This is a genomic window from Sutcliffiella sp. FSL R7-0096 (assembly GCF_038595065.1).
Taxonomy (GTDB): Bacteria; Bacillota; Bacilli; order Bacillales; family Bacillaceae_I; genus Sutcliffiella_A.
This window is the reverse complement of record NZ_CP152003.1, coordinates 4882166-4908118: the sequence shown is the minus strand read 5'-3', so window position 1 is coordinate 4908118 and position 25953 is coordinate 4882166. Positions and strand designations below refer to the sequence as shown.

Genomic DNA, 25953 nt, shown 5'->3' with positions numbered 1-25953 from the left:
CCTGAATCCCCCTTTCGTCTTTGTATGGAAAACCTTTTAACAATAGAAAAAGGTGCTTATCTGTACAAGTTTTGTTCAACAAACACTCTGCTAGAAAAACACCCGATGTATGTTTATTCATTGATATACTGTGCAAAACATATAATATAGTAGAAAAGTAGTTTTCGACAAAAACACACACCTGTGGACAAATACTTACAAACACCCTTGGATAACTATCCACATCTTATCCACAATCTGTGGAAAACTATTTTCGGTCAAACTTTTATTAAGAGTGAAAACACAATAATAATATCAAAAAAAACCTTGCGTTGCAATCGCTTTTTGAGATTATCCACAATCACCACAAATTGTGGAGAAAAGTTTTCCACAACACAATATACTGTGTAAACCTTGTCGATAACTGTTGTGGATGACGAAAAATAGCGAAAAAAGTTATTCACAGGGTTTAAAAAAGTTGGATGCATAAAAGGGGTCAGACCCCTTTTTTGAAATGAAATACAAGATCGGTTACTTGTTTTAGGGGTCAGACCCTATCTTCCTTTTTTGTTGTTAGTTTTTACTATATAAAAAGAAAGGGTTGCTTTGTGAGGCTGGGGAATTTATACTTACATTTGGGAAGTTGACATTCCGATGGTATATTCTCTATAATTAGTAAGACTGTCTGTAAAGAAATTTTATATTATAGGAAAGCAAGACTTTCCAGTGGTGTTGAAAAACGGCTTATAAATGTCTATCGATCATATAGAGGTGTTTTTCCACTTAGATTTTGAAGTATCCTCAGGGAGGTGTCATAGTAATGAAAAGAACGTTTCAACCAAATAATCGTAAACGTAGTAAAGTACACGGTTTCCGTGAGCGTATGAGTTCTGCAAATGGACGTAAAGTTCTTGCACGTCGTCGTCGCAAAGGAAGAAAAGTATTATCAGCATAAGGCCACTGACTGTCAGTGGTCTTTTTTACTATTTCGGGCATATTCCGGTTATTTTTTCCGAGAATTTGAGAAAGAATGTTGAAATAGGACCGAATTAGAGGATTTGTGTAAGGCAGGAGGAGACACATTGAGGAAAGAACAAAGAATCAAAAAAAATAAAGAGTTCCAACATGTGTTCCAAAAAGGAAAGTCGATGGCTAATCGGCAATTTGTCATATATGCTGTGCAGAAAGAGGACCAACCGGTATTCCGGATTGGTCTGTCTGTAAGCAAGAAAATTGGAAACGCTGTAACAAGGAATCGAATTAAGCGGCTTGTCCGGCAAGCAATTCACGAAATGAAAGAACAGTTGCCTGGTGGTGTCGACATTGTCGTGATCGCTCGAAAACCAGCTGCTGACATGTCTTTTGAGGAAGTGAAAAAAAGCTTGCACCATGTAATAAGAAAACTTCCGACACTTTCTGCAAAGAAATAAAACATTAGGAGCTCCTTAAATATCCGAAATGTTTATAGATTTTGATTGGAGCAAAAGGCGAAGACTCCTGAGGGAGATAGCGCTAGGTGGAGACCCCAGCAGTGCCCCTAGGAAAGCGAAGCCATTTGCGGAAATCAAAAGCGGTGTTTAATGGGTTAGGAAAAAAATGTGTTGGAAGTGTGACATATATTCAATTTGTCAGATAAAAATGATAGGATGTAAAAGGAATCATTTTTTTTGTGTAAAAAGGAGGAAAAAGAGGTTGAAAAATCGAATATGGCTACTAACGGCCCTTATTGGACTTGTAGTCTTACTATCCGGCTGTACAGAAATCAATCAGCCGATCACCAATGAAAGCGAAGGCTTCTGGAACGAGTATGTGGTCTATCCGCTATCTTGGTTAATTACTTATTTTGCTACATTATTAAACAATGACTACGGCCTATCCATTATTATTGTAACGTTATTAATCCGATTTGCTATCTTACCGTTGATGATCAAACAAACGAAGAATGCAAAGGCGATGCAAGCCTTACAACCGGAAATGAAAGCACTTCGTGAAAAATATAGCTCCAAAGACCAGAAAACCCAACAGAAATTGCAACAAGAAACGATGGGTCTTTTCCAAAAGCATGGTGTTAATCCACTAGCTGGATGTTTCCCGTTATTGGTTCAAATGCCGATTCTTATCGGATTTTTCCATGCGATCACCCGTACAACGGAAATCGCCAACCATAATTTCATGTGGTTTGACTTGGGAGATCCGGATCCATACTTCATCTTACCTGTTGTTGCCGGTATCACGACGTTCATTCAGCAAAAAATCATGATGGCTGGCATGGACAACAACCCGCAGATGGTGATGATGCTTTGGATCATGCCGATCATGATCGTTGTATTTGCGATCAACTTCCCTGCAGCACTTTCTCTATACTGGGTAGTGGGGAACATCTTTATGATTGTTCAAACTTACTTTATTAAAGGACCGGAGCTGAGAAAAGCAAAAGAAACAGCTACTGGAACTGCAGGAGGAACGAAAAAGTGAGAGAAATAACTGCAACTGGTCCAACAGTCGAGGAAGCTGTCCAATCTGCTTTAGCTCAACTAAACACATCAAAAGACCGTGCAGACATTACAATCGTTGACGAAGGCAAGAAAGGTCTCTTCGGATTGTTTGGCTCTAAACCTAGTGTTGTAACTGTCAAATTGAAGCATGACCCAATCGAAGAATCAACGAATTTCTTGAAGAAAGTTCTTACCGAAATGAATATCGTCGCCGAACTTGATGTGAAGGTGGAAGGTAGAAATATCTTCATCGGCATCAGTGGCGAAAAAACCGCATTAATCATCGGGAAAAGAGGACAAACCCTTAATTCCCTGCAATACCTGACACAAATTGTCGCAAACCGCTATTCCAATCAATACCTTTCTGTAGTCATTGATGCAGAAGGGTACCGGGAGAAGCGTCGGGAAACCCTGGAGCAGCTTGCGGAGCGGCTTGCACAAAAAGCAATGAAAACCAAACAGGATGTACATCTCGAACCGATGCCTTCTTTTGAACGCAAGGTGATGCATTCGATCATCTCTGCCTACCCGGAAGTAGAAACCTATTCGGTAGGAAAAGAACCGAACCGTTCCCTTGTCATCACAACCAAAAAGAAAGTCGCAAAAAGATAATCCAAAAAGTAAAACGGCTGACCCTATGTAAAAAGGGCCGGCCGTTTTTTTGATATAAGAGATTTACCTGAGGATTGAAGTGCAAGGTGTGAGACTCCGAAGGGAGATTGCGGTAGGTTGAGACCCTGCAACAAAGTGAGGAGGCTCAAGCACCGCCCCTCGGAAAGCGAACACCTGGAACGAAAATCGAAAGGAGTTGAATGAGTATAAAAGGTTTTAATTCCGTTTAAGTTTTAATCGACAGTTAAAAGGAAAAACTGATGACATAAATGTGCGAGATTTGTTTATTGTTATTCACATGTGGATAAGTTAAAATTATTCTAGCGGATTTATGTTTCGGGAAATTTTTGTGGATAACTGTCGAAGAGGAATACTTTAAAAGAAGAAAAAATTATGCTAACCTTAGTAGGTTAAAGGACGATTATTCCATTGATTATAGATGAGGCAGTTTTTGTCGCCGAAAAAAATGAAAAAGAAATGAGGTGAATGATATGTATGAGTTTGACACGATTGCAGCCATTTCGACTCCGATGGGAGAAGGGGCGATTGCCATTGTCCGATTAAGCGGAGAGGAAGCTTTTCGGATCATCGATGAGATTTTTGTCACTCCCTCCGGAAAAAAAATGAAGGACGTTGCTTCTCATACCATTCACTACGGACATATCGTAGACCCAAAAACGGACAAAACCATAGAAGAGGTAATGGTATCGGTCATGAGAGGGCCGAAAACCTTTACCCGTGAAGATGTTATTGAGATAAATTGTCACGGTGGGCTTGTTTCCGTGAATAAATTGCTTCAGCTTGTATTAAGCAGGGGGGCAAGACTTGCAGAACCTGGAGAATTCACCAAACGTGCCTTCTTGAATGGACGAATTGATCTTTCCCAAGCGGAAGCAGTGATGGATCTTATCCGTGCCAAGACGGACCGGGCGATGAATGTGGCACTGGGACAGATGGAAGGTCGGTTATCAAAACTGATCCAAAAACTCCGTCAGGAAATTTTAGAAACGTTGGCACATGTGGAAGTGAATATCGATTACCCGGAATATGATGATGTGGAAGAGATGACCCACAAGATGTTGCTTGAAAAGTCCAGTTTTGTAAAAGAGGAACTGGAAAAGCTGTTACAAACTTCCCAACAGGGTAAGATATTAAGAGAAGGTCTCTCCACAGTCATTATCGGGCGTCCAAATGTCGGAAAATCCTCCTTGTTAAATAGTCTTGTTCATGAAAATAAGGCGATTGTGACTGATATTCCCGGGACAACGCGTGATGTCATCGAAGAGTACGTGAGTGTTCGGGGAGTTCCGCTACGTCTGGTGGACACAGCAGGGATCCGTGAAACGGAAGATATTGTGGAACGCATCGGGGTGGAGAGATCACGTGAGGTATTAAAGAAAGCCGACTTGATTTTGCTCGTGCTAAACAATAATGATGAACTAACACATGAGGACAAGCAGTTGTTTGAAGCGGTGAGCGGGATGGACGTCATTGTCATCGTAAATAAAACCGACCTGCCTACCAGAATTAATCTTGCTGAAGTGACGGAGTTTGCTGACAGGCATACGGTGATCTCCACTTCATTAAAAGAGGAACAAGGGATTGACGAACTCGAAGAAGCGATTTCGTCCATGTTCTTCCAAGGTGACTTGGAAGCAGGCGACATGACATATGTTTCGAATTCTCGCCATATCGGTCTGATTACACAAGCCCAGCAAGCACTCGAAGATGCCATTGAAGGTGTGGAAAGCGGCGTGCCAATAGATATCGTACAAATAGATTTAACAAGAACGTGGGAAATCCTTGGTGAAATCATCGGGGATGCTGTTCATGAAAGCTTGATCGACCAGCTGTTCTCACAATTTTGCTTAGGTAAATAGAGGCTATTTTCGTAAACTATGAGAACATAGCGTATAGAATAGGAGGGAACAAACATGGAATATCATGCAGGTTCCTATGATGTAATAGTAATTGGCGCTGGTCATGCAGGAGTAGAAGCAGGACTGGCAGCAGCTCGTCAGGGAGCGAAAACGTTAATGGTGACCATCAACCTGGATATGGTTGCCTTTATGCCATGTAATCCATCTGTCGGCGGTCCTGCTAAAGGAATCGTTGTGCGTGAAATTGACGCTCTAGGTGGGGAAATGGGTAGAAATATTGATAAGACGCATATTCAGATGCGTATGCTGAATACAGGAAAAGGTCCTGCCGTTCGGGCCTTGCGTGCACAGGCGGATAAATTCCTCTATCAGCATGAGATGAAAAAAACCATTGAAAATGAAGAAAATATAACACTTCTACAAGGGATGGTCGAAAAATTGATCGTCGAGGACGGGGTGTGCAAGGGTGTCATCACCCAAACTGGGGCCATCTACGAATCCAAGACGGTGGTCATCACCACAGGGACATTCCTTCGCGGAAAAATTATACTAGGAGAACTTCAATATTTAAGTGGTCCGAACAACCAACAGCCTTCCATTACGCTATCTGAGCATTTGGAAGAACTCGGGTTTGATTTGGTTCGTTTTAAAACAGGAACACCTCCTCGTGTAAACAGTGCATCCATTGATTACAGCAAAACAGAAATTCAACCAGGCGACGATGTGCCGCGGGCATTTTCTTATGAAACAACAGAATACATCACAGATCAACTACCATGTTGGTTGACATATACTAGTGCCGAGACACATCAACTTATAGATGACAATTTGCACCGTTCCCCGATGTACTCTGGGATGATTAAAGGGACAGGCCCTCGGTATTGCCCATCGATTGAGGATAAAGTGGTTCGATTCAACGACAAGCCTCGACACCAAATCTTTTTGGAGCCAGAAGGGCGTAATACGCAAGAAGTATATGTACAGGGGCTTTCCACAAGTCTTCCTGAAGATGTGCAGCGTAAAATCCTTACCACCATCCCAGGATTGGAAAATGTGCGGATGATGCGTGCAGGTTATGCAATCGAATACGATTCCATCGTCCCAACGCAACTTTGGCCGACATTGGAAACGAAAAAGGTGCAAAACCTGTATACGGCAGGTCAAATTAATGGGACTTCGGGGTATGAAGAGGCTGCCGGGCAAGGAATCATGGCTGGAATCAATGCAGGCCGCCGTGCCCTTGGAAGAGAGGACCTCATCCTCAGCCGTTCCGATGCTTATATCGGGGTATTGATCGATGATCTTGTCACCAAAGGCACAAACGAACCATATCGCCTGTTAACATCCCGAGCGGAATACCGCCTATTGCTCCGCCATGACAATGCGGACTTGCGCTTGACGGATATCGGGCATGAAATCGGTTTGATTTCTCCCGAACGCTATGAACGGTTTACGGCGAAAAAGCAAGAAATCGAAATGGAAAAAGAGCGCCTTCAGTCTATCATCATCAAACCGAATGAACAGGTCCAAACCATTATAAGAGAAGCTGGTGGGAGTGAGCTGAAAGATGGCATCAGAGCGGCTGATTTATTGAAGCGCCCTGAAATGACTTATCAGCACATTCATCACATGGTACCTGCGGACAAGGACATTTCTCCTGATGTTGCAGAACAGGTGGAAATACAGGTGAAATACGAAGGATATATCCAAAAATCACTTCAACAGGTAGACCGCCTGAAGAAAATGGAGAATAAAAAGATACCGGAAAATATCGATTACGATGATATTCACGGGCTTGCGAATGAAGCAAGGCAGAAGCTGAAAGAGGTACGCCCACTATCTGTTGCCCAGGCTTCACGGATCTCGGGAGTAAATCCTGCGGACGTATCCATCTTGCTTGTTTATTTGGAACAGGGTCGGATAGCAAGAGTATCCAACGAGTAAATCCAAAGATAGAAAGGATACGAGCACATGAATAAAGAACAATTTGTTTCCCTGTTGGAGGAGAAAGGGATTTCCTTATCTCCCCAGCAGCTTTCCCAATTCGATACATATTACAAGTTGCTTGTGGAATGGAATGAAAAGATGAATCTTACAGCCATCACAGATGAAGAAGAGGTTTATCTGAAGCATTTCTACGATTCCATCACGGCATCGTTCTATGTGGATCTTAATCAAGAACTAACTCTTTGTGATGTAGGAGCGGGTGCTGGATTCCCCAGCATACCTCTTAAAATATGTTTTCCAAACCTGAAGGTTACGATTGTAGACTCCCTTAATAAGCGCATTACATTCTTGCAAAATCTTGCAAGTGAACTAGGTTTGGAGAATGTTCATTTTGTTCATGACAGAGCCGAAACATTCGGTAAAAATGCAGATTATCGTGAAAAATTCGACCTTGTTACTGCAAGAGCAGTGGCTCGTTTGTCTGTGCTAAGTGAATTATGTTTGCCATTGGTGAAAGAAGGCGGCATGTTTGTGCCAATGAAAGCTGCGGCAGCAAGCGAGGAACTTGAAAAAGGGAAAAAAGCTCTTCAAATCCTAGGTGGAAAATTAGAAGAAGTACATTCTTTTTCCTTGCCTTTAGAGGAAAGTGAAAGGAATATTCTTATCATCAACAAAATAAAGTCTACACCTAAGAAATACCCACGCAAACCGGGAACACCTAATAAACAACCTCTAGAATAGGCAAGTCCATTTGCTAGTAGCTATATGCGCAATATTTCATAGCGGGTATATCGCCAGCCGCTACGGGCATCTATTCGTGATAAGGGTGAAAAATGCAACAAACTTTGCAAAGCAAGGGATGTTTCATGTGAAACATTTTGATCGGCAAAACAGGACTTATTGGCGTATACAGCGAATTACGTTAATAGGGATTCTATCCATAAGGTGGTGGAACTATGAAATCTCCGTTCTCTCGTTTTTTTGGAATCGGCGAAAAAGAAGAACAGGAAATAGTAGAAAAGACTGATCATGAAAAAATAATGCAGGTACCTGTAAAGGACATTGTTCCGAATAGATACCAACCTCGTACTGTTTTTGTAGATGAAAGAATAGAAGAATTATCTTTAACCATCCGTACACACGGAATCATCCAACCGATTGTTGTTCGTCAATTTGATGAAGGAAAATATGAAATCATCGCTGGTGAACGCCGTTGGAGAGCGGTTCAGAAGCTAGGCTGGGAGACGATCCCTGCGATCGTAAAGGAATTCAACGATGCGGAAACAGCCTCTGTTGCCCTAATTGAAAACCTTCAACGAGAAGAATTATCCGCAATTGAGGAAGCAATTGCATACTCCAAGCTGTTGGAGCTGCATAGCCTGACTCAGGAGGCATTAGCCCAACGTTTAGGAAAAGGTCAATCCACGGTAGCCAATAAACTGCGCTTGCTAAAATTGCCTTCTGAAATACAGGATGCCCTCCTCCAAAAGAAGATTACAGAACGTCATGCACGTGCTCTTATCCCTTTGAAACAGCCGGAAAAACAAGTGGCCGTTCTTGCTGAAATACTTGAAAAGCAATTGAATGTAAAGCAGACAGAGGAACGTGTAGTGAAATTGCTCGAGTCCTCCAATCCTAAGCCTAAAGCTAAGCGTAAGGCGTTCAGTAAAGATATGCGTATCGCCATGAATACGATTCGTCAGTCTCTTACAATGGTTAACGACAGTGGAATCAAACTGGATTCCCAAGAAGAAGAAACCGAGGAATACTACCAATTCACTATTCGTATCCCCAAAAAATAGTCGAAATGAAGGGACGGATTTTTCCATCATTCTACGTCGAAAACCTTGCACTATATTCATCATCATAATGATGACAAGGTTGGAATGGTCGGAGTTTCCGTGCCCTTTTTTCATTATTTCCCGAGAAACATTCTTCGACATTATCCTTCTTTTCACTCGAATTTAGTCGGTTTTTCATTCTCCAGAGACAAAAAGTACCGAAATCCCCCCTCTTTTTACCTTCCAATATTAATTCTCAAAAACAAGTTAACTTTCTGTCAATTCATGATAAAATAGGTGAGAAACGAAAACTCAGTTAAAACTAATTATTAAACTTAAACATAGTTTCTAGCTGTTGATTGGACCACAGGGCGAAGATTTCTAAGAGATAGCGGTAGGTTGAGACCCTGAAGCGTTGTGAGGGAGCTCAAGCACCGCCCCCTAGGAAAGCGAAGCCCAGTGCGGAAATCAACAACGGGGTAACCCAGAACCAACGAATAAAAAGTATGTTCTTTTCTGAAGGCAGGTGACGGCATGGGCAGAATTATTGCTATTGCTAACCAAAAAGGTGGAGTTGGAAAAACAACTACATCTGTTAATCTAGGTGCTTGTTTAGCATATATTGGTAAAAAAGTACTTTTAGTAGATGTAGACCCACAGGGAAACGCCACTAGTGGTGTTGGTATTGAAAAAGCAGAAGTCAATCAGTGCATTTATGATATTTTAGTAGAGGATGTAGAAGCCAAAAAGGCGATTCTTCCCACCAAGGTTGAGAACCTTTCTATCATCCCTGCAACCATACAACTGGCAGGTGCTGAGATTGAATTAGTTCCCACTATTTCAAGGGAAGTGCGATTAAAAAGGGCATTGGATGATGTAAAGCATCTATTTGATTACATAATCATAGATTGTCCCCCATCTTTAGGATTGTTGACGATCAACGCTCTGACCGCTTCTGATGCTGTTGTCATTCCTGTACAGTGCGAATATTACGCGTTGGAAGGATTAAGCCAATTATTAAATACTGTACGATTAGTACAAAAGCATCTGAATAAGGAACTGATGATTGATGGGGTCCTTTTAACGATGCTTGATGCAAGAACGAATCTGGGCATCCAAGTGATTGAAGAAGTGAAAAAGTATTTCCAAGATAAAGTGTATCGGACCATTATTCCTCGCAATGTTCGTTTGAGTGAAGCGCCAAGCCATGGAGAACCTATTATCATTTATGATCCGAAGTCACGTGGAGCGGAAGTTTACTTAGATTTAGCAAAGGAAGTGGTTACGCATGGGTAAAGGATTAGGTAAAGGCATTAACGCTCTCTTCCCTTCTATTGAAGCTTCCAAGGAAGAAGCCGTTCAAGAAATCGCTATTAAAGAAATTCGTCCCAACCCCTATCAGCCACGAAAATACTTTGAAACGGAAGCGATCCAGGAACTGAAAGAATCGATCCTCCAGCATGGGATCCTTCAGCCTATCATAGTGCGCAAAAGTATCAAAGGCTATGAAATTGTGGTGGGAGAACGTCGTTTCCGAGCTGCGAAAGAGGCAAAATTAACGAAAGTTCCAGTAGTGGTCCGCACCCTGACGGAACAGCAGATGATGGAGCTAGCCCTCCTTGAGAATCTGCAACGTGAGGACCTTACACCTATTGAAGAGGCAGCCGCATACCAATCGCTTATGGCGAAGCTCGAGCTGACTCAGGAACAATTGGCAAGCAGGCTCGGTAAATCCAGACCGCATATTGCCAACCATATCCGTTTATTATCTCTTCCGAAATCTGTACAGGAACTGATGAACGATGGCAAGCTTTCCATGGGTCACGGCCGGGCACTACTCGGACTTAAAAGGAAAGAAAAACTTAAAGCAGTCATTGAGAAAGTATTGCAAGAACATTTGAATGTGCGGCAGTTGGAACAACTCATCCAGCAGTTAAACGAGAGCGTTCCACGTGAAACGAAAAAAGACTCGGAAGAAAAGGATATCTTTCTTCAAGATCAAGAGTCCTTCCTACGGGAGCGTTTTGGCACCTCAGTGTTTATCAAACGTTCAAAAAACAAAGGGAAAATTGAAATCGAGTTTTTCTCTGATGATGATTTGAACAGACTGCTGGAATTATTGGCTCAATCAGAAGAATAAAAAGCAGACCACTTAGCGGTGGTTTGCTTTTTTGGATGGCTCTTTTCGCCAGGTTTGTTGCTTATTGAAACCATTTAGACAAATGAGTGGATTGGAGCGGAAGGCACTCGACTCCGGCGGGAGGTAGCGGTAGGTTGAGACCCCGCAATTAGTGAGGAGGATCAAGCACCGCCCCGCGGAAAGCGAGTGACTGCAGCGAAAAGGAACGGTCAAACTTAAAGTATAACTAGTGGGCCTCGTTGCCCCGTGCCGGGTACGGGCCCTTATAACATAGAAAACATCTATTGGATCACAATAGGTTAAGAGAAATGGGGCTTTGAAGTGGTTTTATTAGGAACCATTGTAAATGGTATATGCATTATTCTGGGAACACTCCTCGGGAAGTTGTTCACCCGGATTCCCGAAAATACAAAAGAGACGGTCATGAAAGTCATCGGTCTTGCGGTATTTCTCCTTGGGACGCAAATGGGTTTTAAAAGTAATGAATTTCTGATTGTCATTATCAGCCTTGTTGTAGGGGCTGTCCTTGGCGAGTGGATCAATCTGGATGGAAAATTGAACAGCGTGGGCAATTGGCTTGAACGCCGGCTGGGGTCTAATCAGCAGGGCTCTGTATCAAAGGGATTTGTCACGGCGACGCTTATTTTTGTTATCGGAGCAATGTCAGTTGTCGGTTCCTTGGATAGTGGGCTCAGAGGGGACCATCAGGTTCTTTATACCAAATCAATCATTGATGGTTTTACCAGCATTGTGCTTGCTACAACTCTGGGAATCGGTGTGTTGTTCTCTGCTATCCCCGTTATGCTCTATCAAGGGGGCATTGCTCTTTTTGCAACACAAATTGATTTATTTGTACCGCCGGCTTTGCTGGAGTTACTAATCTATGAAATTACCGCTACCGGGGGCGTCATGATCATGGCGATTGGCCTCAATATTATCGGCATTTCTGCGATCCGAGTGGCCAATCTGCTTCCAGGAATCCTTGTGGCAGCAGGATTAGTGCTTGTTCAATATTTCTTTATGCTTTAAATTAGGTTTTTTTGAAGACTGACCGTTCAGGGTTGGTCTTTTTTTATGCTCTTTTCTAAAGGCTCTTTTCGTAAACTTTGTTGCTTTTTCGTATGGATACATCAACCGTTATTTTCCTTACTGTCGTGCTCTTTTCCCTACCGTAATTAAGAAACTACTTGCACCTTTTAGACTATGAAAGCAGTAAAAAGTCCAATTGCCGACTTTTTACAAGTAAATAGCAACACTCTTTGAGAAAAGAGCCTTTCTAAAAGTTGTTGCTTTTTATTCCTGGGCTTGAATAAATGGCGGCTCCTGTTCTCTTGCGGCAGAAGCGATAAAATTCTTTCGCTCAATGGATTTATCGAGCTCCTGTATGGAGTTTGCCACTACATTTGCCATTTTCATTACTAGGCTAAGCCTTGTATTTTGCAGTACAAAGAACTCCATAAACCCACTAACGTTCACAATCCCCGTGATATGAATATCCCCAACAGGAGGCAAGTCTTTTTTCACCCCAGCCCCAGGCATGACGGGTCCATCTGCAATCGTGATCTGACCGACACTCTTTAACCTGCCAAGGCATGCGTCGATGGCAATGATAAAGGGCGTCAAATGCTTTGTTTGAATGTAAGCAAGTTTCTCTTCCAAATTGACGGCATGAATAGGATCATCCAGCGTGCCATATACATGAACATGCTCGAGGTTTTTATCAAAAAGCTTTGTCCCGACGAGTGGTCCCAGGGAATCCCCAGTTGAACGATCTGTACCGATGCAGACAATGACAATGGGACGGTATATAAGACTTGTAGGAAGGTGGGATTGTAAAGTGAGTGCCAGTTCTTTATAGGCATCTACTTCATCATGAGCAATACGAATATTGCCTCCCTTCTTCTCGAAAAAATTAGATTTAAGATTCATAGGTTCCACTCCTTCTTAATAGTAGTAACAGTATACGACTATTGTTTGGAAACTATACGTCCACTTTTTTATTTTGGACATTCAGGAGGTTACTTTTTATGTGGAAAAGCGGGTTTCGCTGGATGTTTTTAATTTTGGGAACGGTGATTGGTGCAGGGTATGCCTCTGGCCGTGAGCTTTGGCAATTTTTTGGCACAGAAAGCGGACTGGCTATTCTCTTATTTACCTTTTTCTTTATCATTTCTTGCTATGTTATCCTCCAAATCAGCATGAGGGAGCGTACGGAGCACTTTTCTCCGGTTCTTCAAAAGCTGGTTGGTGAGAAGGTGTCTCATTTATATAACATCATCATGGTGATCTATCTATTTACTACCACAGTAGTCATGCTTGCAGGGGGTGGAGCGGCCTTGCAAGTCTTCTCCGTCCCGTATTGGGCTGGGATTGCCATCATTTGCCTTCTGCTGATCTTATTATTTGTGTACGATGTCAAAGGGATGGTGATGGTAAATGTTGTCATCATTCCCGTTATTGTCTTGACGTTGGCTTTTGTATTGGTCCATAGTGTCATGAACGGTACGCAGGAGGTCACCTCTTCTTTTTCCAAACAAAGCAATTGGCCGGCTGGATTCACCTTTACGGCGCTCAATATCCTGCCGCTGGTCGCTGTCTTGTCGGCTATTGGAAAAGAAGTGAAAAGCAAAGGTGAAATTATCGTTGCAAGTGTTGGAAGCGGGGGCATATTAGGGGTCATCTCGCTCTTTTACAACCAAACACTCATTTCGGTAGAAAGTAAGCTCGCTCTATTTGAAATTCCGTTGTTTGCCATTATACAAAGCTACCCTTTTTATATGCTTTTTCTGATGACCATCCTGCTTTGGATCGCCATCTATACCACTGCTGCTTCAGGTCTGCTCGGACTTGTCACCAGATTCAGGAATACCATGCCGATCCCGCTTTGGACTCTTTGTCTGCTATTTATCCTATTGATGGTTCCCTTTACCGCGGTAGGCTTTTCCGTCCTTGTAGCAATACTTTACCCGCTATTTGGTCTTATCAACCTCTATCTGCTAGTTTGCATCCTACTTTATCCGATTAAAAATCGGGAAAACTGGTGAGGTTTATACCTGACTTTTCGGAACTGACACCGTATTTATTTTAGTAAAATAATAATTTCTTGGAGAATCTAAAAGCAAACCAATAAAAGTGTCGAGGTAGGATGGAAATGGAATGGTTAAACCGTGTACTAATTAAACTGAGAGCTTCTTTAACAAATGAAGATTTATGGGTCTCGATAGGAGAAGGAATGCTTCGGGTTTTTCTTATTATCCTTTTCGCGACGCTTGTCATAAAAGTCGGAAAAAAGCTTATCCAAAACTTCGTGAAGCTTCGGAAAAAAGGTCCCATCCGCATATCGGAACGAAGAGAAAGTACTTTGTTGAAGCTTCTTCAAAATGTGTTAACGTATGTGGTGTGTTTTGTGGCCTTTATCATGATCCTGGATATTGTCCATATTGATGTCAGGGCCCTTTTAGCCGGTGCCGGGATTGTCGGGCTTGCAGTTGGTTTTGGGGCACAAAACCTGGTCAAGGATATCATTACAGGTTTTTTCATTATATTTGAAGACCAATTCTCTATCGGGGATTATATCAGGACCGGGTCTTTCGAGGGGTATGTAGAGGAAATCGGCCTGCGGACAACCAAGATAAAAAGTTGGACAGGGGAATTGCATATATTGCCCAATGGCAGTATTGTAGAATTAACGAACTTCTCCATTCATAATAGTGTGGCGGTGGTAGATGTAAGCATTGCCTATGAAGGAAAAATAGATGAAGCGGAACGCGTGATCCGGGAGCTTCTATCCGAGCTGCCGGTAAAGTACGCGGATATGACAGAACCACCAGAGTTGTTGGGCATCCAGACACTCGGGAATTCTGAAGTGGTACTAAGGATTGTGTGTGAGACGGTGCCGATGAGACATTGGTTCATTGGGCGTTCCATAAGGAAAGAAGTCAAGAACCGACTGGATGAAGCGGGTATTGAAATTCCGTTTCCACGACTTGTATTATATAACCGTGAGCCAAAGGGAGAAGGGCATGTTTCCAATTAAGGAGGCTCTTTTCTTGAAGATTTTTGCTATTCATTAGTAGGGAGTGTAGAAATAATGACAGATAAAGAATTCGGATTGAATGATGTGGTGGAAATGAAAAAAGCGCACCCATGCGGAACAAATAGATGGAAAGTAGTCCGGATGGGGATGGATATCCGCATAAAATGCGAAGGCTGCGACCACACCGTCCTCATGCCACGCAAAGAATTCACCAGAAAAATAAAGAAGATATTGGTGAAAAGTGAAGAGTAAGCTCTCCCTATAAGCGGAAAACTAGAAAAGTTGCGAGAAATGAATCAGAAAAAGGTTTTTTTTGCTTTTAAAAAACTTTTGGACATTCTTTTGGTTGGTTTGGACAATTAAACACTTAAAAAAGCTTGTGTTCGGACAATTTCAAGCTTCGTTCGGACAACTATTAACGAGTTTCGGCCTTTTGAAAATTTCGTTCGGACAACTTTCGGACAACTTTTTAAAATCTTTGGACAAGAACACCAAAACTTCTGACAACTTCGTCGAAACTTCGGACAAAAACCTAAAAACTCGGACATTTGCATTCAGCAACGTCTAAATTCTTCGTAAAGACTAGTAAACCCTTAACTTTTGACAACTTTTGTCTTGTGATGACATAGATTTGCTGGAATTCAAATAAACTTGTCTTTTCCTCCCATTCTCTCTATAATTGTGGGAGGTTTAAATATGTGTTAACGGAAGTTAGGAGTGGATAAAATGGCTTTAACAGCAGGTATCGTTGGTCTTCCAAACGTAGGGAAATCAACGCTTTTTAATGCAATTACACAAGCGGGGGCGGAATCTGCCAACTACCCGTTCTGTACCATAGATCCGAACGTAGGAATCGTAGATGTTCCAGATGAGCGTCTGCAAAAATTAACAGAACTTGTAAATCCAAAGAAGACTGTACCAACTCACTTTGAATTTACCGATATTGCCGGAATCGTAAAAGGTGCAAGCAAAGGGGAGGGCCTTGGTAACAAGTTCTTGTCCCACATCCGTCAAGTGGACGCCATTTGTCATGTGGTTCGTTGTTTTGCTGATGACAATATCACCCATGTATCCGGTGGGGTGAATCCAATCGATGATATCGAGACCATCAACCTTGAGCTTATTTTAGCCGACCTGGAATCAGTTGATAAGCGTCTTGAGCGTGTAGCCAAATTGGCGAAGCAAAAAGATAAAGAAGCGGTCTATGAGCATGAAGTGCTTGTGCTAGTGAAAGAAGCGCTTGAAAATGAGCTTCCTGCACGTACGGTGGAAGTAACGGACGAGCAAGTGAAATACTTAAAAGGCATGCATCTACTAACGAGCAAGCCTGTCCTTTATGTAGCAAATGTTGGGGAAGACGATGTAGCAGACACTTCCGACAACGAATACGTGCAACAAGTTCGTGAATTTGCTGCAAAAGACAATGCAGAAGTCATCACAGTTTGTGCGAAAATCGAGTCTGAAATTGTGGAACTAGATGCGGACGAAAAAGCAATGTTCCTAGAAGAGCTTGGCATTAAAGAATCTGGTCTAGATCAACTGATCCGTGCTGCCTACAACTTGCTTGGTCTTGCAACCTATTTCACTGCAGGAGTACAGGAAGTTCGCGCATGGACATTCCGTACAGGCATGAAAGCTCCACAATGTGCTGGAGTCATCCATACCGACTTCGAACGCGGATTCATCCGTGCAGAAACGGTTTCCTATGAGGACTTACTTGCAGCAGGCTCTCATACAGCTGCAAAAGAAGCAGGGAAAGTCCGTCTAGAAGGGAAAGAATACATCGTAAAAGACGGAGATGTCATCCACTTCCGTTTTAACGTATAAAATTGTTTATGGAGAGGGGAATTTTCCCTCTCTTTTTTGTGTTTTTGGATAAAGTTTCGTGGCAGTTCCTTGTAAAAGGTGGTTATCTACATTAAAAGCAGTATGTGATTTCTTCTGGAAAGCAACAAATATTAAAAGTTCGTGCCAAAATGAAGGCTGATGCCGAAATGCCTCGAGTTCATGCCAAAATCGTATGAGTTCATGCCAAACTCAAATTATGCCTCAACGGAAACTACTCCAACCCCAAAATCCTACATCAAAACCAAACAACTAGGACATGTTGCAAAAAATCGGCTCATCTGGTATAATCTTAATTTGTGAGTAATGATTATTTATAATTGATTGCTCCTTGCCCACCAAGGGCCGCTTAGACCAAAAGGAGGTGACTGTGATGAACAAGTACGAAATCATGTATATCATCCGTCCAAACATTGAGGAAGACGCTAAAAAAGCTCTTACAGAACGTTTCAATACGATCCTAACTGACAACGGTGCAGATCTTAGTGAATCAAAAGAGTGGGGCAAACGCCGCTTAGCTTACGAAATCAATGATTTCCGTGACGGCTACTATATGCTAGTAAACGTAGCTGCTGAGCCAGCTGCAGTTCAAGAGTTTGATCGTCTTGCTAAAATCAGCGAAGACATCATCCGTCATATCGTTGTGAAAAAAGAAGAAAAATAATAGTTGTCCTCTTTATGGACGTCGTCTCAAGGAGGAGTGGTTCTGATGTTAAATCGCGTAGTATTGGTCGGTCGCTTGACCAAAGACCCTGAATTGCGCTATACCCCAAGTGGAGTGGCGGTTGCTACTTTTACATTGGCAGTAAACCGTACGTTCCAGAATCAGCAGGGCGAACGCGAAGCTGATTTTATTAACTGTGTTGTCTGGAGAAAACAAGCCGAAAACGCAGCAAACTTCCTGAAAAAAGGAAGCCTCGCTGGTGTGGATGGCCGTGTGCAGACACGCAATTATGAAGGCCAAGATGGAAAACGTGTATACGTAACGGAAATAGTGGCAGAAAGTGTTCAGTTCTTGGAGCCTAAGGGATCCGGAGGTTCTGGAAATGCATCTCGTCCTAATCCAAATCAAAATCAAGGCTATGGTTCATCACCTAACTTTGGGTATGATCAGAACCAACAGCGCAGCAATAACAACAACCAAGGTTATACTCGTGTTGATGACGACCCATTCAAGAATGATGGCCAACCAATTGATATATCCGACGACGATTTACCGTTCTAATTCTAGAAGGTATCGTTTTATAAAAATGGCTGTATAAGCCGAAAAATCTAAAAAAGAAGAGGTGAATAAAATGGCAGGAGGACGCAGAGGTGGACGTAACAAACGTCGTAAGGTTTGTTATTTCACAGCTAACGGTATCACTCATATCGATTACAAAGATACGGATGTATTGAAAAAGTTCGTTTCTGAGCGTGGTAAAATTTTACCTCGTCGTGTAACAGGAACTAGCGCTAAATACCAACGTAAATTAACGATCGCGATCAAACGCGCTCGTCAAATGGCATTACTACCATACGTATCTGGTGAGTAATAAAGCCGAATAAAAGTAAAAAGGAAGGCAGTGAGAGAATATCTTGCTGCCTTCCTTTTTGCTAGTCGTTTAAAAATAATCATAAAGTTCTACCCTGTTGTCAAAAGTGCAAGGTGTGAGACTCCTGCGGGGGAGTAACGGTTGGTTGAGACCCCGCAGGCGAAGCCGAGGAGGCTCAACCACCGTCCCGCGGAAAGCGAACACCTGGAACGAAGGACAACAGGGAGTTTACGATATCATCCAACATAACATTTGATTGTAATAGAATCTTAAGGATAAACTATACATATTGTGTAACTAAGCGTTCTTGGAGGTTTATATAGTGAAAGAAACCAAACATATAACTGAAGGAGCCACACTGCTTGGCATTTACGTGCTGCTACTGCTCATCACACTCTATATTCCATTTCTGGGCATGATTACCCTCCTAGCGATGGTTGTCCCATTTGTCGTGTTCACCGCCAGAAACGGTTGGAAATCAGGGATCTGGCTCACTGTGGTCGCCGGCCTTTTAAGCGTTCTGCTTGGATCGCCATTGGCCTTGGTGTTGAGTATTCCAGCCAGCACGGTCGGTGTCGTGATGGGACACCTCATCGGAAACAAAGCTAACCGTTATGCTATTCTAGGCGCTGCTACCGGGGTTTACTTAATCAATTATATTCTGGCATACGTTGTTGCTATCGTTCTTTTTAACATTGATTTCATGGAAGTATTGCAGGGGATGATCAGAGAGTCGATGCAAGCATCAGAATCCATCGCCACTTCTCTTGGACAGGAGAATGCACAAGAGGGTCTTGAAAGAATGGAGGAGTACCTAGGCTATTCCACCTATCTTTTGCCGGCCATGTTTGTGCTTACTTCATTTGTGCATGCCTTTTTCTCTCAGCTCTTCACTGTTTTTATTGTGCGGAGGTTGAAGATGCAGGTGACACCTTTCCCTCCATTCAGGGAATTGATGCTGCCAAGAAGCTTGCTTTGGTATTATTTGATTGTATTGATTTTGTCCCTCATGCAGCCGGAAGAGGGATCTACCTTATATATGGCGGTACTTAACCTTTCGTTTATCCTGATGCTACTGATGACGGTGCAAGGATTTTCGTTCATTTTCTTCTTTTGTTATAAAAAAGGAATATCAAAGGCGGTGCCGATTACAATCCTAATTTTATCCTTCCTTATCCCACCTTTGGTCTATATAATAAGAATGATAGGAATAGTAGATATCGGCTTTCAATTGAGAGAGAGAATACAGGGCAATAATAAAGGAAAATAACTAGCGAAACTATTAATTAGGAGCTGAACACACATGCCTAATTATTTTGAAAAACTGAATTTGCGTTATCCCGTTTATTTACTTTTTATAATTGCACTGATTCAACTTGGGATAATCGTGTTTTTCCAATGGCAAATAGGGATTGTCAGCTTTCTGCTCCTAGGCTTGGTTGTATATCTTTACATCAAAGTGGAACAAAAGGCTAAAAAAGAAATGGAATCGTATATATCCACCCTTTCCTACCGGTTAAAAAAGGTTGGGGAAGAAGCGTTAATGGAAATGCCGATTGGGATCATGCTTTATAATGATGATTATCAAATCGAATGGACCAACCCTTTTCTTGCTTCCTGTTTTCATGAGGAAACTTTGGTGGGAAGGTCTTTATATGATGTTGGGGAGAACTTGATTCCTCTTTTGAAGCAGGATATCGAAACAGAAACCATTCCCTTACATGATCGAAAGTATAAAGTGGTCATCAAAAAAGCGGAGCGTCTCATTTACTTTTTTGATATTACGGAACAAACTCATATCGAGAAGTTATATGAGGATGAGCGTACGGTCCTCGGCATCATCTTCCTTGATAATTATGATGAAGTGACACAGGGAATGGATGATCAGACTAAAAGTGCGATCAACAGTCAGGTAACCTCTATTATCAATAAGTGGTCCATGGAAAATGGCGTCTTTCTGAAAAGAACGTCCATGGAGCGATTTATTGTCGTGCTGAATGAACATATTCTTGTTCAATTGGAAAAGAACAAGTTCTCTATTTTAGATGAAGTACGTGAGCAAACATCCAAACAAAGCATGCCTTTAACCTTAAGTGTTGGTATCGGCACGGGGGTTCCTTCCTTACCGGAGCTTGGGCACCTTGCCCAATCAAGCCTTGACTTGGCATTAGGTCGTGGTGGGGACCAGGTGGCGATCAAGCAGACAAACGGAAAGGTTCGCTTTTATGGAGGCAAAACCAATCCGATGGAAAAACGCACTCGTGTACGTGCACGCGTCATTTCCCATGCACTGAAGGAATTGATCCAAGGTAGTGACAAGGTCATCATTATGGGACATCGCTATCCAGATATGGATGCACTTGGCGCGGCAATCGGTATCGCCAAGGTGGCGGAACTCAACCACAAGGATGCCTATATCGTGTTGAACCAACAGGAAATGGATGCAGGCATTCACCGCCTGTTGGAAGAATTAAAAAGCCATAGTGAGTTATGGGAAAAATTTATATCACCGGAGGATGCCTTAGAGATAGCGACAGGTGATACCCTTCTGGTCGTGGTGGATACGCACAAGCCATCCCTTGTCATCGAGGAAAAGCTGTTAAATAAAATGGACAATGTCGTCGTCATTGACCATCACAGACGTGGAGAAGACTTTATAGAAGATCCATTGCTTGTTTATATGGAGCCATATGCCTCCTCCACAGCAGAGCTGGTAACAGAGCTTCTGCAATATCAGCCGAAGCGGATCAAAATCACAATGCTTGAAGCGACCGCCCTATTAGCTGGTATAATAGTAGATACGAAAAGCTTCACGGTCCGAACCGGTTCCCGTACGTTTGATGCAGCATCCTACCTACGGTCCCAAGGTGCAGACACAATTCTTGTACAAAAATTGTTAAAAGAGAATCTGGAACGCTTTGTAAAACGGGCGAAATTGATTGAGAGCGCCTATCTTTTCCAAGAAGGCATTGTCATTGCCAAAGGAATCCCTGAAGAGTCGTTTGATCAGGTCATGATTGCTCAGGCGGCAGATACCCTCCTTGCAATGAGCGATATCAATACATCCTTTGTCATCGCCCATCGAAACGGGGAACAGGTCAGCATCAGTGCGAGATCGCTCGGTGACATCAATGTACAGGTCGTGATGGAAAACCTCGGCGGCGGTGGTCACCTGACCAATGCAGCGACCCAGATGAACACGACCATCGATGAAGCGGAAGAAAAACTGAAACAAGCAATAACGGAGTACTTAGAAGGAGGTTCCAAGGAATGAGGGTAATATTTTTAAAAGATGTTAAAGGTAAAGGCAAAAAAGGCGAAGTGAAAAACGTGGCAGATGGTTATGCCCATAATTTTCTACTAAAACAAGGGTTGGCGATGGAAGCTTCTAATGGTAACCTTAAATCATTGGAAGCTCAAAAGAACAAAGAAGCCAAAGAAGCGGAACAAGAGCTTGAAAACGCGAAAGAGTTAAAAGCGACGTTGGAAAATCTGACGCTTGAATTCCATACAAAGGCTGGGGAAGGCGGCCGTCTATTCGGCAGCATCACCACCAAACAAATTGCAGAAGAGCTTCATAAGAAGCATAAAATAAAGATCGATAAGCGCAAAATGGAGCTGAACGATGCCATTCGTGCCTTAGGCTACACAAATGTGCCAGTAAAGTTGCATACAGACGTTACAGCAACCTTAAAGGTGCATGTGACAGAACAAAAGTAAGAAAGATGCTCGGCTATTGCCGAGTTTTCTTTATGAGAGCTCTTTTCTAAAAGATAGGCTCTGTTAAAGGATACGGTTGATTTTTGCCGCAACCTAGCTGTTGATTGGAGCAATAGGCGAAGACTCCTGAGGTAGATAGAATTTAGGGGAGAGACCACGCAGGCGCGTAAGCCGAGGAGGCTCCCCTAAACGCTCCTAGGAAAGCGAAGCCTAGTGTGGAAATCAACAGGGGTGTTTAACAGAGCCAAAAGATAAAAGAGCATTGCCGGAAGTAGATATAACGGTTTTCCGGGGAGGAGGAACAGGGATGAGTGATATTTTTGAAGATAGAATTCCACCACAAAATATAGAAGCGGAACAGGCGGTCATCGGAGCCATTTTTCTAGAGCCGTCCTCACTAACATTGGCATCGGAGCTTGTCATGCCTGATGACTTTTATCGTGCCGCCCATCAGAAGATATATGACTGCATGCTCAATCTTTCCGACCGCGGGGAGCCGGTAGATTTGGTCACCGTCACATCGGAGCTTGCAAACCTGAAGCTTTTGGAAGAGGTCGGAGGGGTTTCTTACCTGAGTGACATCGCTGGCTCTGTGCCAACTGCAGCGAACATTGAGTATTACGCGAAGATCGTGGAAGAAAAGTCCATTCTTCGCCGTTTGATCCGTACCGCAACGAATATTGCCCAAGAAGGATATAGTCGGGAAGATGAAGTAGCGGGATTATTAAACGAAGCGGAAAAACAGATTTTGGAAGTGTCACAGCGGAAAAATTCCGGTGTGTTCCAAAACATAAAAGATGTCTTGGTAAAAACCTATGACAATATTGAAACCCTTCATAACCGTAAAGGGGAAGTGACGGGGATTGAGACAGGCTTTACCGAATTGGATAAAATGACCGCAGGATTCCAGCGAAATGACTTGATCATCATCGCTGCCCGTCCTTCTGTTGGTAAAACGGCATTCGCCTTGAATATTGCCCAAAACGTCGCAACAAAGGCCCGTGAAAATGTCGCCATCTTCAGTCTGGAGATGGGTGCTGAGCAGCTTGTCATGAGGATGCTCTGTGCAGAAGGAAACATCAATGCGCAGAACCTTAGGACAGGCCAGCTGACAGCAGAGGACTGGAGCAAGCTGACCATGGCTATGGGAAGCCTCTCCAATGCAGGTATCTACATTGATGATACCCCGGGTATACGTGTCAGCGAAATTCGCTCCAAGTGCCGTCGTCTAAGACAGGAAAGTGGACTTGGAATGATCCTGATTGACTACCTTCAATTGATCCAGGGTAGTGGACGTGGAGGCGGAGAGAACCGTCAACAGGAAGTATCCGAAATCTCCCGTTCCCTCAAAGCATTGGCAAGGGAACTTGAAGTCCCTGTTATCGCCTTGTCCCAGCTATCCCGTGGGGTGGAGCAACGTCAAGACAAGCGTCCGATGATGTCCGATATCCGTGAATCCGGAAGTATTGAGCAGGATGCCGATATTGTTGGATTCTTATACCGTGATGACTATTACGATAAAGAAAGTGAAAACAAGAACATTATCGAGATCATCCTGGCAAAACAGCGTAACGGCCCTGTTGGAACGGTTTCACTGGCTTTCGTAAAAGAATATAATAAATTTGTTAACTTGGAGCGGCGATTTGATGATGAATCCGTCCCTCCAGGGGCATAATAAAAGGCATCTACGTCATGTAGGTGCCTTATTTAATTAAACAGAGTTAAGTTATCTTCAAGATGCGGTAACCAAGATGATTGTAGTGGAAGGCGCGAAGACTTCTGCGAGAGGAAGGGACATGGAAGGGCCCGCAATGAAGGAGGCCACTGAAAAACCCAATAACTTATCTTTTTTATGAATTTCTAGCTGGTTGATTGGAGCAATAGGCGAAGATTCCTGCGGGGGGATAGCGACATTCTTGAGAACCCCGCAGGGCCGTAGTCCGAGGAGGCTCAAGGTCGCCCTCTGGATAAGCGAAGCCGTTTGCGGAAATCAACAAGCTAAGTGCAGTATTTAAGTTAATTTAGGTTTAGATGTTAGTCTTAATTACGAACAAATTAGTTTTGATTTTATATAATTGTTCGTGTTTTGGTTGACTTTCTTGCAGTCAGCTGATAAACTTACTTTGGTTGAAAAATGAATTTAAAAAAGTTACATATTTAGTGGAGGTGTACGCTCTATGGCATCAGTAGTCGTAGTAGGAACACAATGGGGAGACGAAGGAAAAGGGAAAATTACCGATTTTCTTTCTGAGAATGCAGAGCTTATTGCACGTTACCAAGGCGGTAACAACGCAGGACACACAATTAAATTTAACGGTGAAACATATAAATTACACTTAATACCTTCTGGAATCTTCTATAACGACAAGACTTGTGTTATCGGTAACGGAATGGTTGTAGATCCTAAAGCATTGATCAAAGAATTAAAATATTTACATGACCGCGGTGTGAGCACAGACAACCTGCGCATTTCAGATCGTGCTCATGTGATCCTTCCTTACCACTTGAAGCTTGACGAAGTGGAAGAAGAGCGCAAAGGAGCAAACAAGATCGGTACAACGAAAAAAGGGATCGGACCAGCTTACATGGACAAAGCAGCTCGTGTGGGTATCCGTATTGCGGACTTGCTTGACCGTGAACTTTTTGAAGCGAAACTTGCACACAACTTAGCAGAAAAGAACCGTCTATTAGAAAGAATGTACGAAACAGAAGGCTTCAAGTTAGAAGATATCCTGGATGAGTACTACGAGTACGGTCAGCAATTTTCAAAGTACGTAACAGATACATCTGTTGTGTTAAACGATGCGCTTGACGATGGACGCCGTGTTCTTTTCGAAGGTGCACAAGGTGTTATGCTAGATATCGACCAAGGGACATACCCATTCGTAACCTCTTCCAACCCTGTAGCGGGTGGAGTAACGATTGGTTCCGGTGTTGGTCCATCAAAAATCGACCATGTTGTAGGGGTGGCGAAAGCTTACACTACTCGCGTTGGTGATGGTCCATTCCCAACAGAACTAGACAACGAAATCGGTCACCAAATCCGTGAAGTGGGAAGAGAGTATGGTACCACTACAGGTCGTCCGCGCCGCGTTGGTTGGTTTGACAGTGTAGTCGTACGTCATGCACGCCGCGTAAGTGGAATGACAGACCTTTCCTTGAATTCCATCGACGTGTTAACTGGTATTGAAACGTTGAAGATATGCGTAGCATACAAATACAAAGGCGAAGTGATGGAAGCATTCCCTGCAAGCTTGAAGGTGCTTGCTGAGTGTGAACCGGTTTATGAAGAAATGCCAGGTTGGACAGAAGATATCACAGGCGTTAGAAGCTTGAGTGAGCTACCAGAGAACGCTCGTCATTACATTGAGCGCGTATCCCAGCTTACAGGCATTCCATTGTCTATCTTCTCTGTAGGGCCAGATCGCTCTCAGACAAATGTTGTACGCAGTGTTTATGCGAAGTAATATTTAAAGTTAGCCCCTTCTCCTGTATTTAGTTGAAGGGGCTTTTTATATGGTTGTGTGCTTTTAAAGGTGTTGGTTAAGGTTATGAAGACACTTAAGAGAAATATATCTCCACCAAAGTGTCTTCATACACCAGATGAAGTCACTTTCTACTGAAATGACTGCTCCAAATTGTGCTCATTACATTTTTCGGGTTCTATTTTTTATAAAAGGGGTTTCGGAAGTTTTATAGAAGTAAATATTTTTTTAAAAAAGTTATTGCAAGATTTAATGATAGTATGATATTATTAAAAACGTCGTCAAAAGAGATTCAAAGTTACATTAGGCGAAGTTGTTCTTAGGTGCCATTAGCTCAGTCGGTAGAGCATCTGACTTTTAATCAGAGGGTCGAAGGTTCGAGTCCTTCATGGCACACCATTTTCATTTAAAAAGTAAGGCCCATTGGTCAAGCGGTTAAGACACCGCCCTTTCACGGCGGTAACACGGGTTCGAATCCCGTATGGGTCACCATTTTCT

General features: G+C 42.8%; 24 protein-coding genes and 2 tRNA genes. 25 read left to right on the top strand and 1 reads right to left on the bottom strand.

Annotation, left to right across the window (positions count from 1 at the left end):
* Window positions 1-799: 799 nt before the first annotated feature.
* The 11 genes from rpmH to MKY77_RS24940 all read left to right on the top strand — a co-directional run bounded on the left by rpmH (window position 800) and on the right by MKY77_RS24940 (window position 11863).
* A complete protein-coding gene (rpmH, locus tag MKY77_RS24990; protein WP_010197888.1) occupies window positions 800-934 on the top strand; it encodes a 50S ribosomal protein L34 in 135 nt (44 codons plus the stop codon).
* Window positions 935-1061: 127 nt separating this feature from the next.
* Window positions 1062-1409, top strand: a complete 348-nt coding sequence (rnpA, locus tag MKY77_RS24985) for a ribonuclease P protein component (protein ID WP_339148261.1) — start codon at window positions 1062-1064, stop codon at window positions 1407-1409.
* 262 nt (window positions 1410-1671) lie between these two features.
* Window positions 1672-2454: a YidC family membrane integrase SpoIIIJ gene (gene spoIIIJ, locus MKY77_RS24980; protein WP_339148260.1), complete on the top strand. Its 783-nt coding sequence runs from the start codon at window positions 1672-1674 to the stop codon at window positions 2452-2454.
* A complete protein-coding gene (gene jag, locus MKY77_RS24975) occupies window positions 2451-3086 on the top strand; it encodes an RNA-binding cell elongation regulator Jag/EloR (RefSeq protein ID WP_339148259.1) in 636 nt (211 codons plus the stop codon). The genes spoIIIJ and jag overlap by 4 nt, the downstream gene beginning before the upstream one ends.
* A 491-nt stretch (window positions 3087-3577) precedes the next feature.
* Window positions 3578-4966 carry a tRNA uridine-5-carboxymethylaminomethyl(34) synthesis GTPase MnmE gene (mnmE, locus tag MKY77_RS24970; protein WP_339148258.1) on the top strand — a complete coding sequence of 463 codons (1389 nt, stop codon included), beginning with the start codon at window positions 3578-3580 and terminating at the stop codon, window positions 4964-4966.
* Window positions 4967-5020: 54 nt separating this feature from the next.
* Entirely contained in the window at window positions 5021-6910 is a 1890-nt protein-coding gene (mnmG, locus tag MKY77_RS24965; RefSeq protein ID WP_339148257.1) for a tRNA uridine-5-carboxymethylaminomethyl(34) synthesis enzyme MnmG, read from the top strand.
* Between the two features lie 27 nt (window positions 6911-6937).
* Window positions 6938-7654: a 16S rRNA (guanine(527)-N(7))-methyltransferase RsmG gene (gene rsmG / locus MKY77_RS24960; protein ID WP_339148256.1), complete on the top strand. Its 717-nt coding sequence runs from the start codon at window positions 6938-6940 to the stop codon at window positions 7652-7654.
* Window positions 7655-7869: 215 nt separating this feature from the next.
* Window positions 7870-8715 carry a nucleoid occlusion protein gene (gene noc, locus MKY77_RS24955; RefSeq protein WP_339148255.1) on the top strand — a complete coding sequence of 282 codons (846 nt, stop codon included), beginning with the start codon at window positions 7870-7872 and terminating at the stop codon, window positions 8713-8715.
* Window positions 8716-9228: 513 nt separating this feature from the next.
* Entirely contained in the window at window positions 9229-9990 is a 762-nt protein-coding gene (locus MKY77_RS24950) for an AAA family ATPase (RefSeq protein ID WP_237662588.1), read from the top strand.
* Window positions 9983-10834, top strand: a complete 852-nt coding sequence (locus MKY77_RS24945; protein ID WP_339148254.1) for a ParB/RepB/Spo0J family partition protein — start codon at window positions 9983-9985, stop codon at window positions 10832-10834. Before MKY77_RS24950 ends, MKY77_RS24945 begins: the two co-directional genes overlap by 8 nt.
* Before the next feature lie 321 nt (window positions 10835-11155).
* On the top strand, window positions 11156-11863 hold the full coding sequence (locus MKY77_RS24940; protein ID WP_339148253.1) for a DUF554 domain-containing protein: 708 nt from the start codon (window positions 11156-11158) through the stop codon (window positions 11861-11863).
* Window positions 11864-12127: 264 nt separating this feature from the next.
* Here the strand turns inward: MKY77_RS24940 and yyaC are convergent, their stop codons facing one another.
* A complete protein-coding gene (gene yyaC / locus MKY77_RS24935; RefSeq protein WP_237662591.1) occupies window positions 12128-12763 on the bottom strand; it encodes a spore protease YyaC in 636 nt (211 codons plus the stop codon).
* A gap of 98 nt (window positions 12764-12861) precedes the next feature.
* Here yyaC and MKY77_RS24930 point away from each other — a divergent pair, with 98 nt between their 5' ends.
* The 14 genes from MKY77_RS24930 to MKY77_RS24865 all read left to right on the top strand — a co-directional run bounded on the left by MKY77_RS24930 (window position 12862) and on the right by MKY77_RS24865 (window position 25947).
* A complete protein-coding gene (locus tag MKY77_RS24930; RefSeq protein ID WP_339148252.1) occupies window positions 12862-13878 on the top strand; it encodes a hypothetical protein in 1017 nt (338 codons plus the stop codon).
* Between the two features lie 107 nt (window positions 13879-13985).
* Window positions 13986-14870 (top strand): mechanosensitive ion channel family protein, encoded by an 885-nt coding sequence (locus MKY77_RS24925; protein WP_339148251.1) that lies wholly within the window; start codon window positions 13986-13988, stop codon window positions 14868-14870.
* Between the two features lie 54 nt (window positions 14871-14924).
* On the top strand, window positions 14925-15122 hold the full coding sequence (locus MKY77_RS24920; protein WP_339148250.1) for a DUF951 domain-containing protein: 198 nt from the start codon (window positions 14925-14927) through the stop codon (window positions 15120-15122).
* A 474-nt stretch (window positions 15123-15596) separates the two neighbouring features.
* Window positions 15597-16697, top strand: a complete 1101-nt coding sequence (ychF, locus tag MKY77_RS24915; RefSeq protein ID WP_226683773.1) for a redox-regulated ATPase YchF — start codon at window positions 15597-15599, stop codon at window positions 16695-16697.
* A gap of 391 nt (window positions 16698-17088) precedes the next feature.
* Complete coding sequence (gene rpsF / locus MKY77_RS24910) at window positions 17089-17379, top strand: 30S ribosomal protein S6 (protein WP_237662595.1); 291 nt, start codon at window positions 17089-17091, stop codon at window positions 17377-17379.
* A gap of 45 nt (window positions 17380-17424) precedes the next feature.
* Window positions 17425-17940 carry a single-stranded DNA-binding protein gene (ssb, locus tag MKY77_RS24905; RefSeq protein ID WP_237662596.1) on the top strand — a complete coding sequence of 172 codons (516 nt, stop codon included), beginning with the start codon at window positions 17425-17427 and terminating at the stop codon, window positions 17938-17940.
* Between the two features lie 70 nt (window positions 17941-18010).
* Entirely contained in the window at window positions 18011-18250 is a 240-nt protein-coding gene (gene rpsR / locus MKY77_RS24900) for a 30S ribosomal protein S18 (protein ID WP_010197852.1), read from the top strand.
* A gap of 322 nt (window positions 18251-18572) precedes the next feature.
* Window positions 18573-19520: a YybS family protein gene (locus tag MKY77_RS24895; protein ID WP_339148249.1), complete on the top strand. Its 948-nt coding sequence runs from the start codon at window positions 18573-18575 to the stop codon at window positions 19518-19520.
* Window positions 19521-19553: 33 nt separating this feature from the next.
* A complete protein-coding gene (locus MKY77_RS24890) occupies window positions 19554-21524 on the top strand; it encodes a DHH family phosphoesterase (RefSeq protein WP_339148248.1) in 1971 nt (656 codons plus the stop codon).
* The gene (gene rplI / locus MKY77_RS24885) at window positions 21521-21970 is read left to right on the top strand and encodes a 50S ribosomal protein L9 (RefSeq protein ID WP_339148247.1); all 450 of its coding nucleotides are present in this window, start codon (window positions 21521-21523) and stop codon (window positions 21968-21970) included. The genes MKY77_RS24890 and rplI overlap by 4 nt, the downstream gene beginning before the upstream one ends.
* A 307-nt stretch (window positions 21971-22277) precedes the next feature.
* On the top strand, window positions 22278-23645 hold the full coding sequence (gene dnaB, locus MKY77_RS24880) for a replicative DNA helicase (protein ID WP_237662600.1): 1368 nt from the start codon (window positions 22278-22280) through the stop codon (window positions 23643-23645).
* Between the two features lie 502 nt (window positions 23646-24147).
* A complete protein-coding gene (locus tag MKY77_RS24875) occupies window positions 24148-25437 on the top strand; it encodes an adenylosuccinate synthase (protein WP_339148246.1) in 1290 nt (429 codons plus the stop codon).
* Between the two features lie 341 nt (window positions 25438-25778).
* Window positions 25779-25854, top strand: a tRNA-Lys gene (locus MKY77_RS24870).
* An 18-nt stretch (window positions 25855-25872) separates the two neighbouring features.
* Window positions 25873-25947, top strand: a tRNA-Glu gene (locus MKY77_RS24865).
* Window positions 25948-25953: the final 6 nt, after the last annotated feature.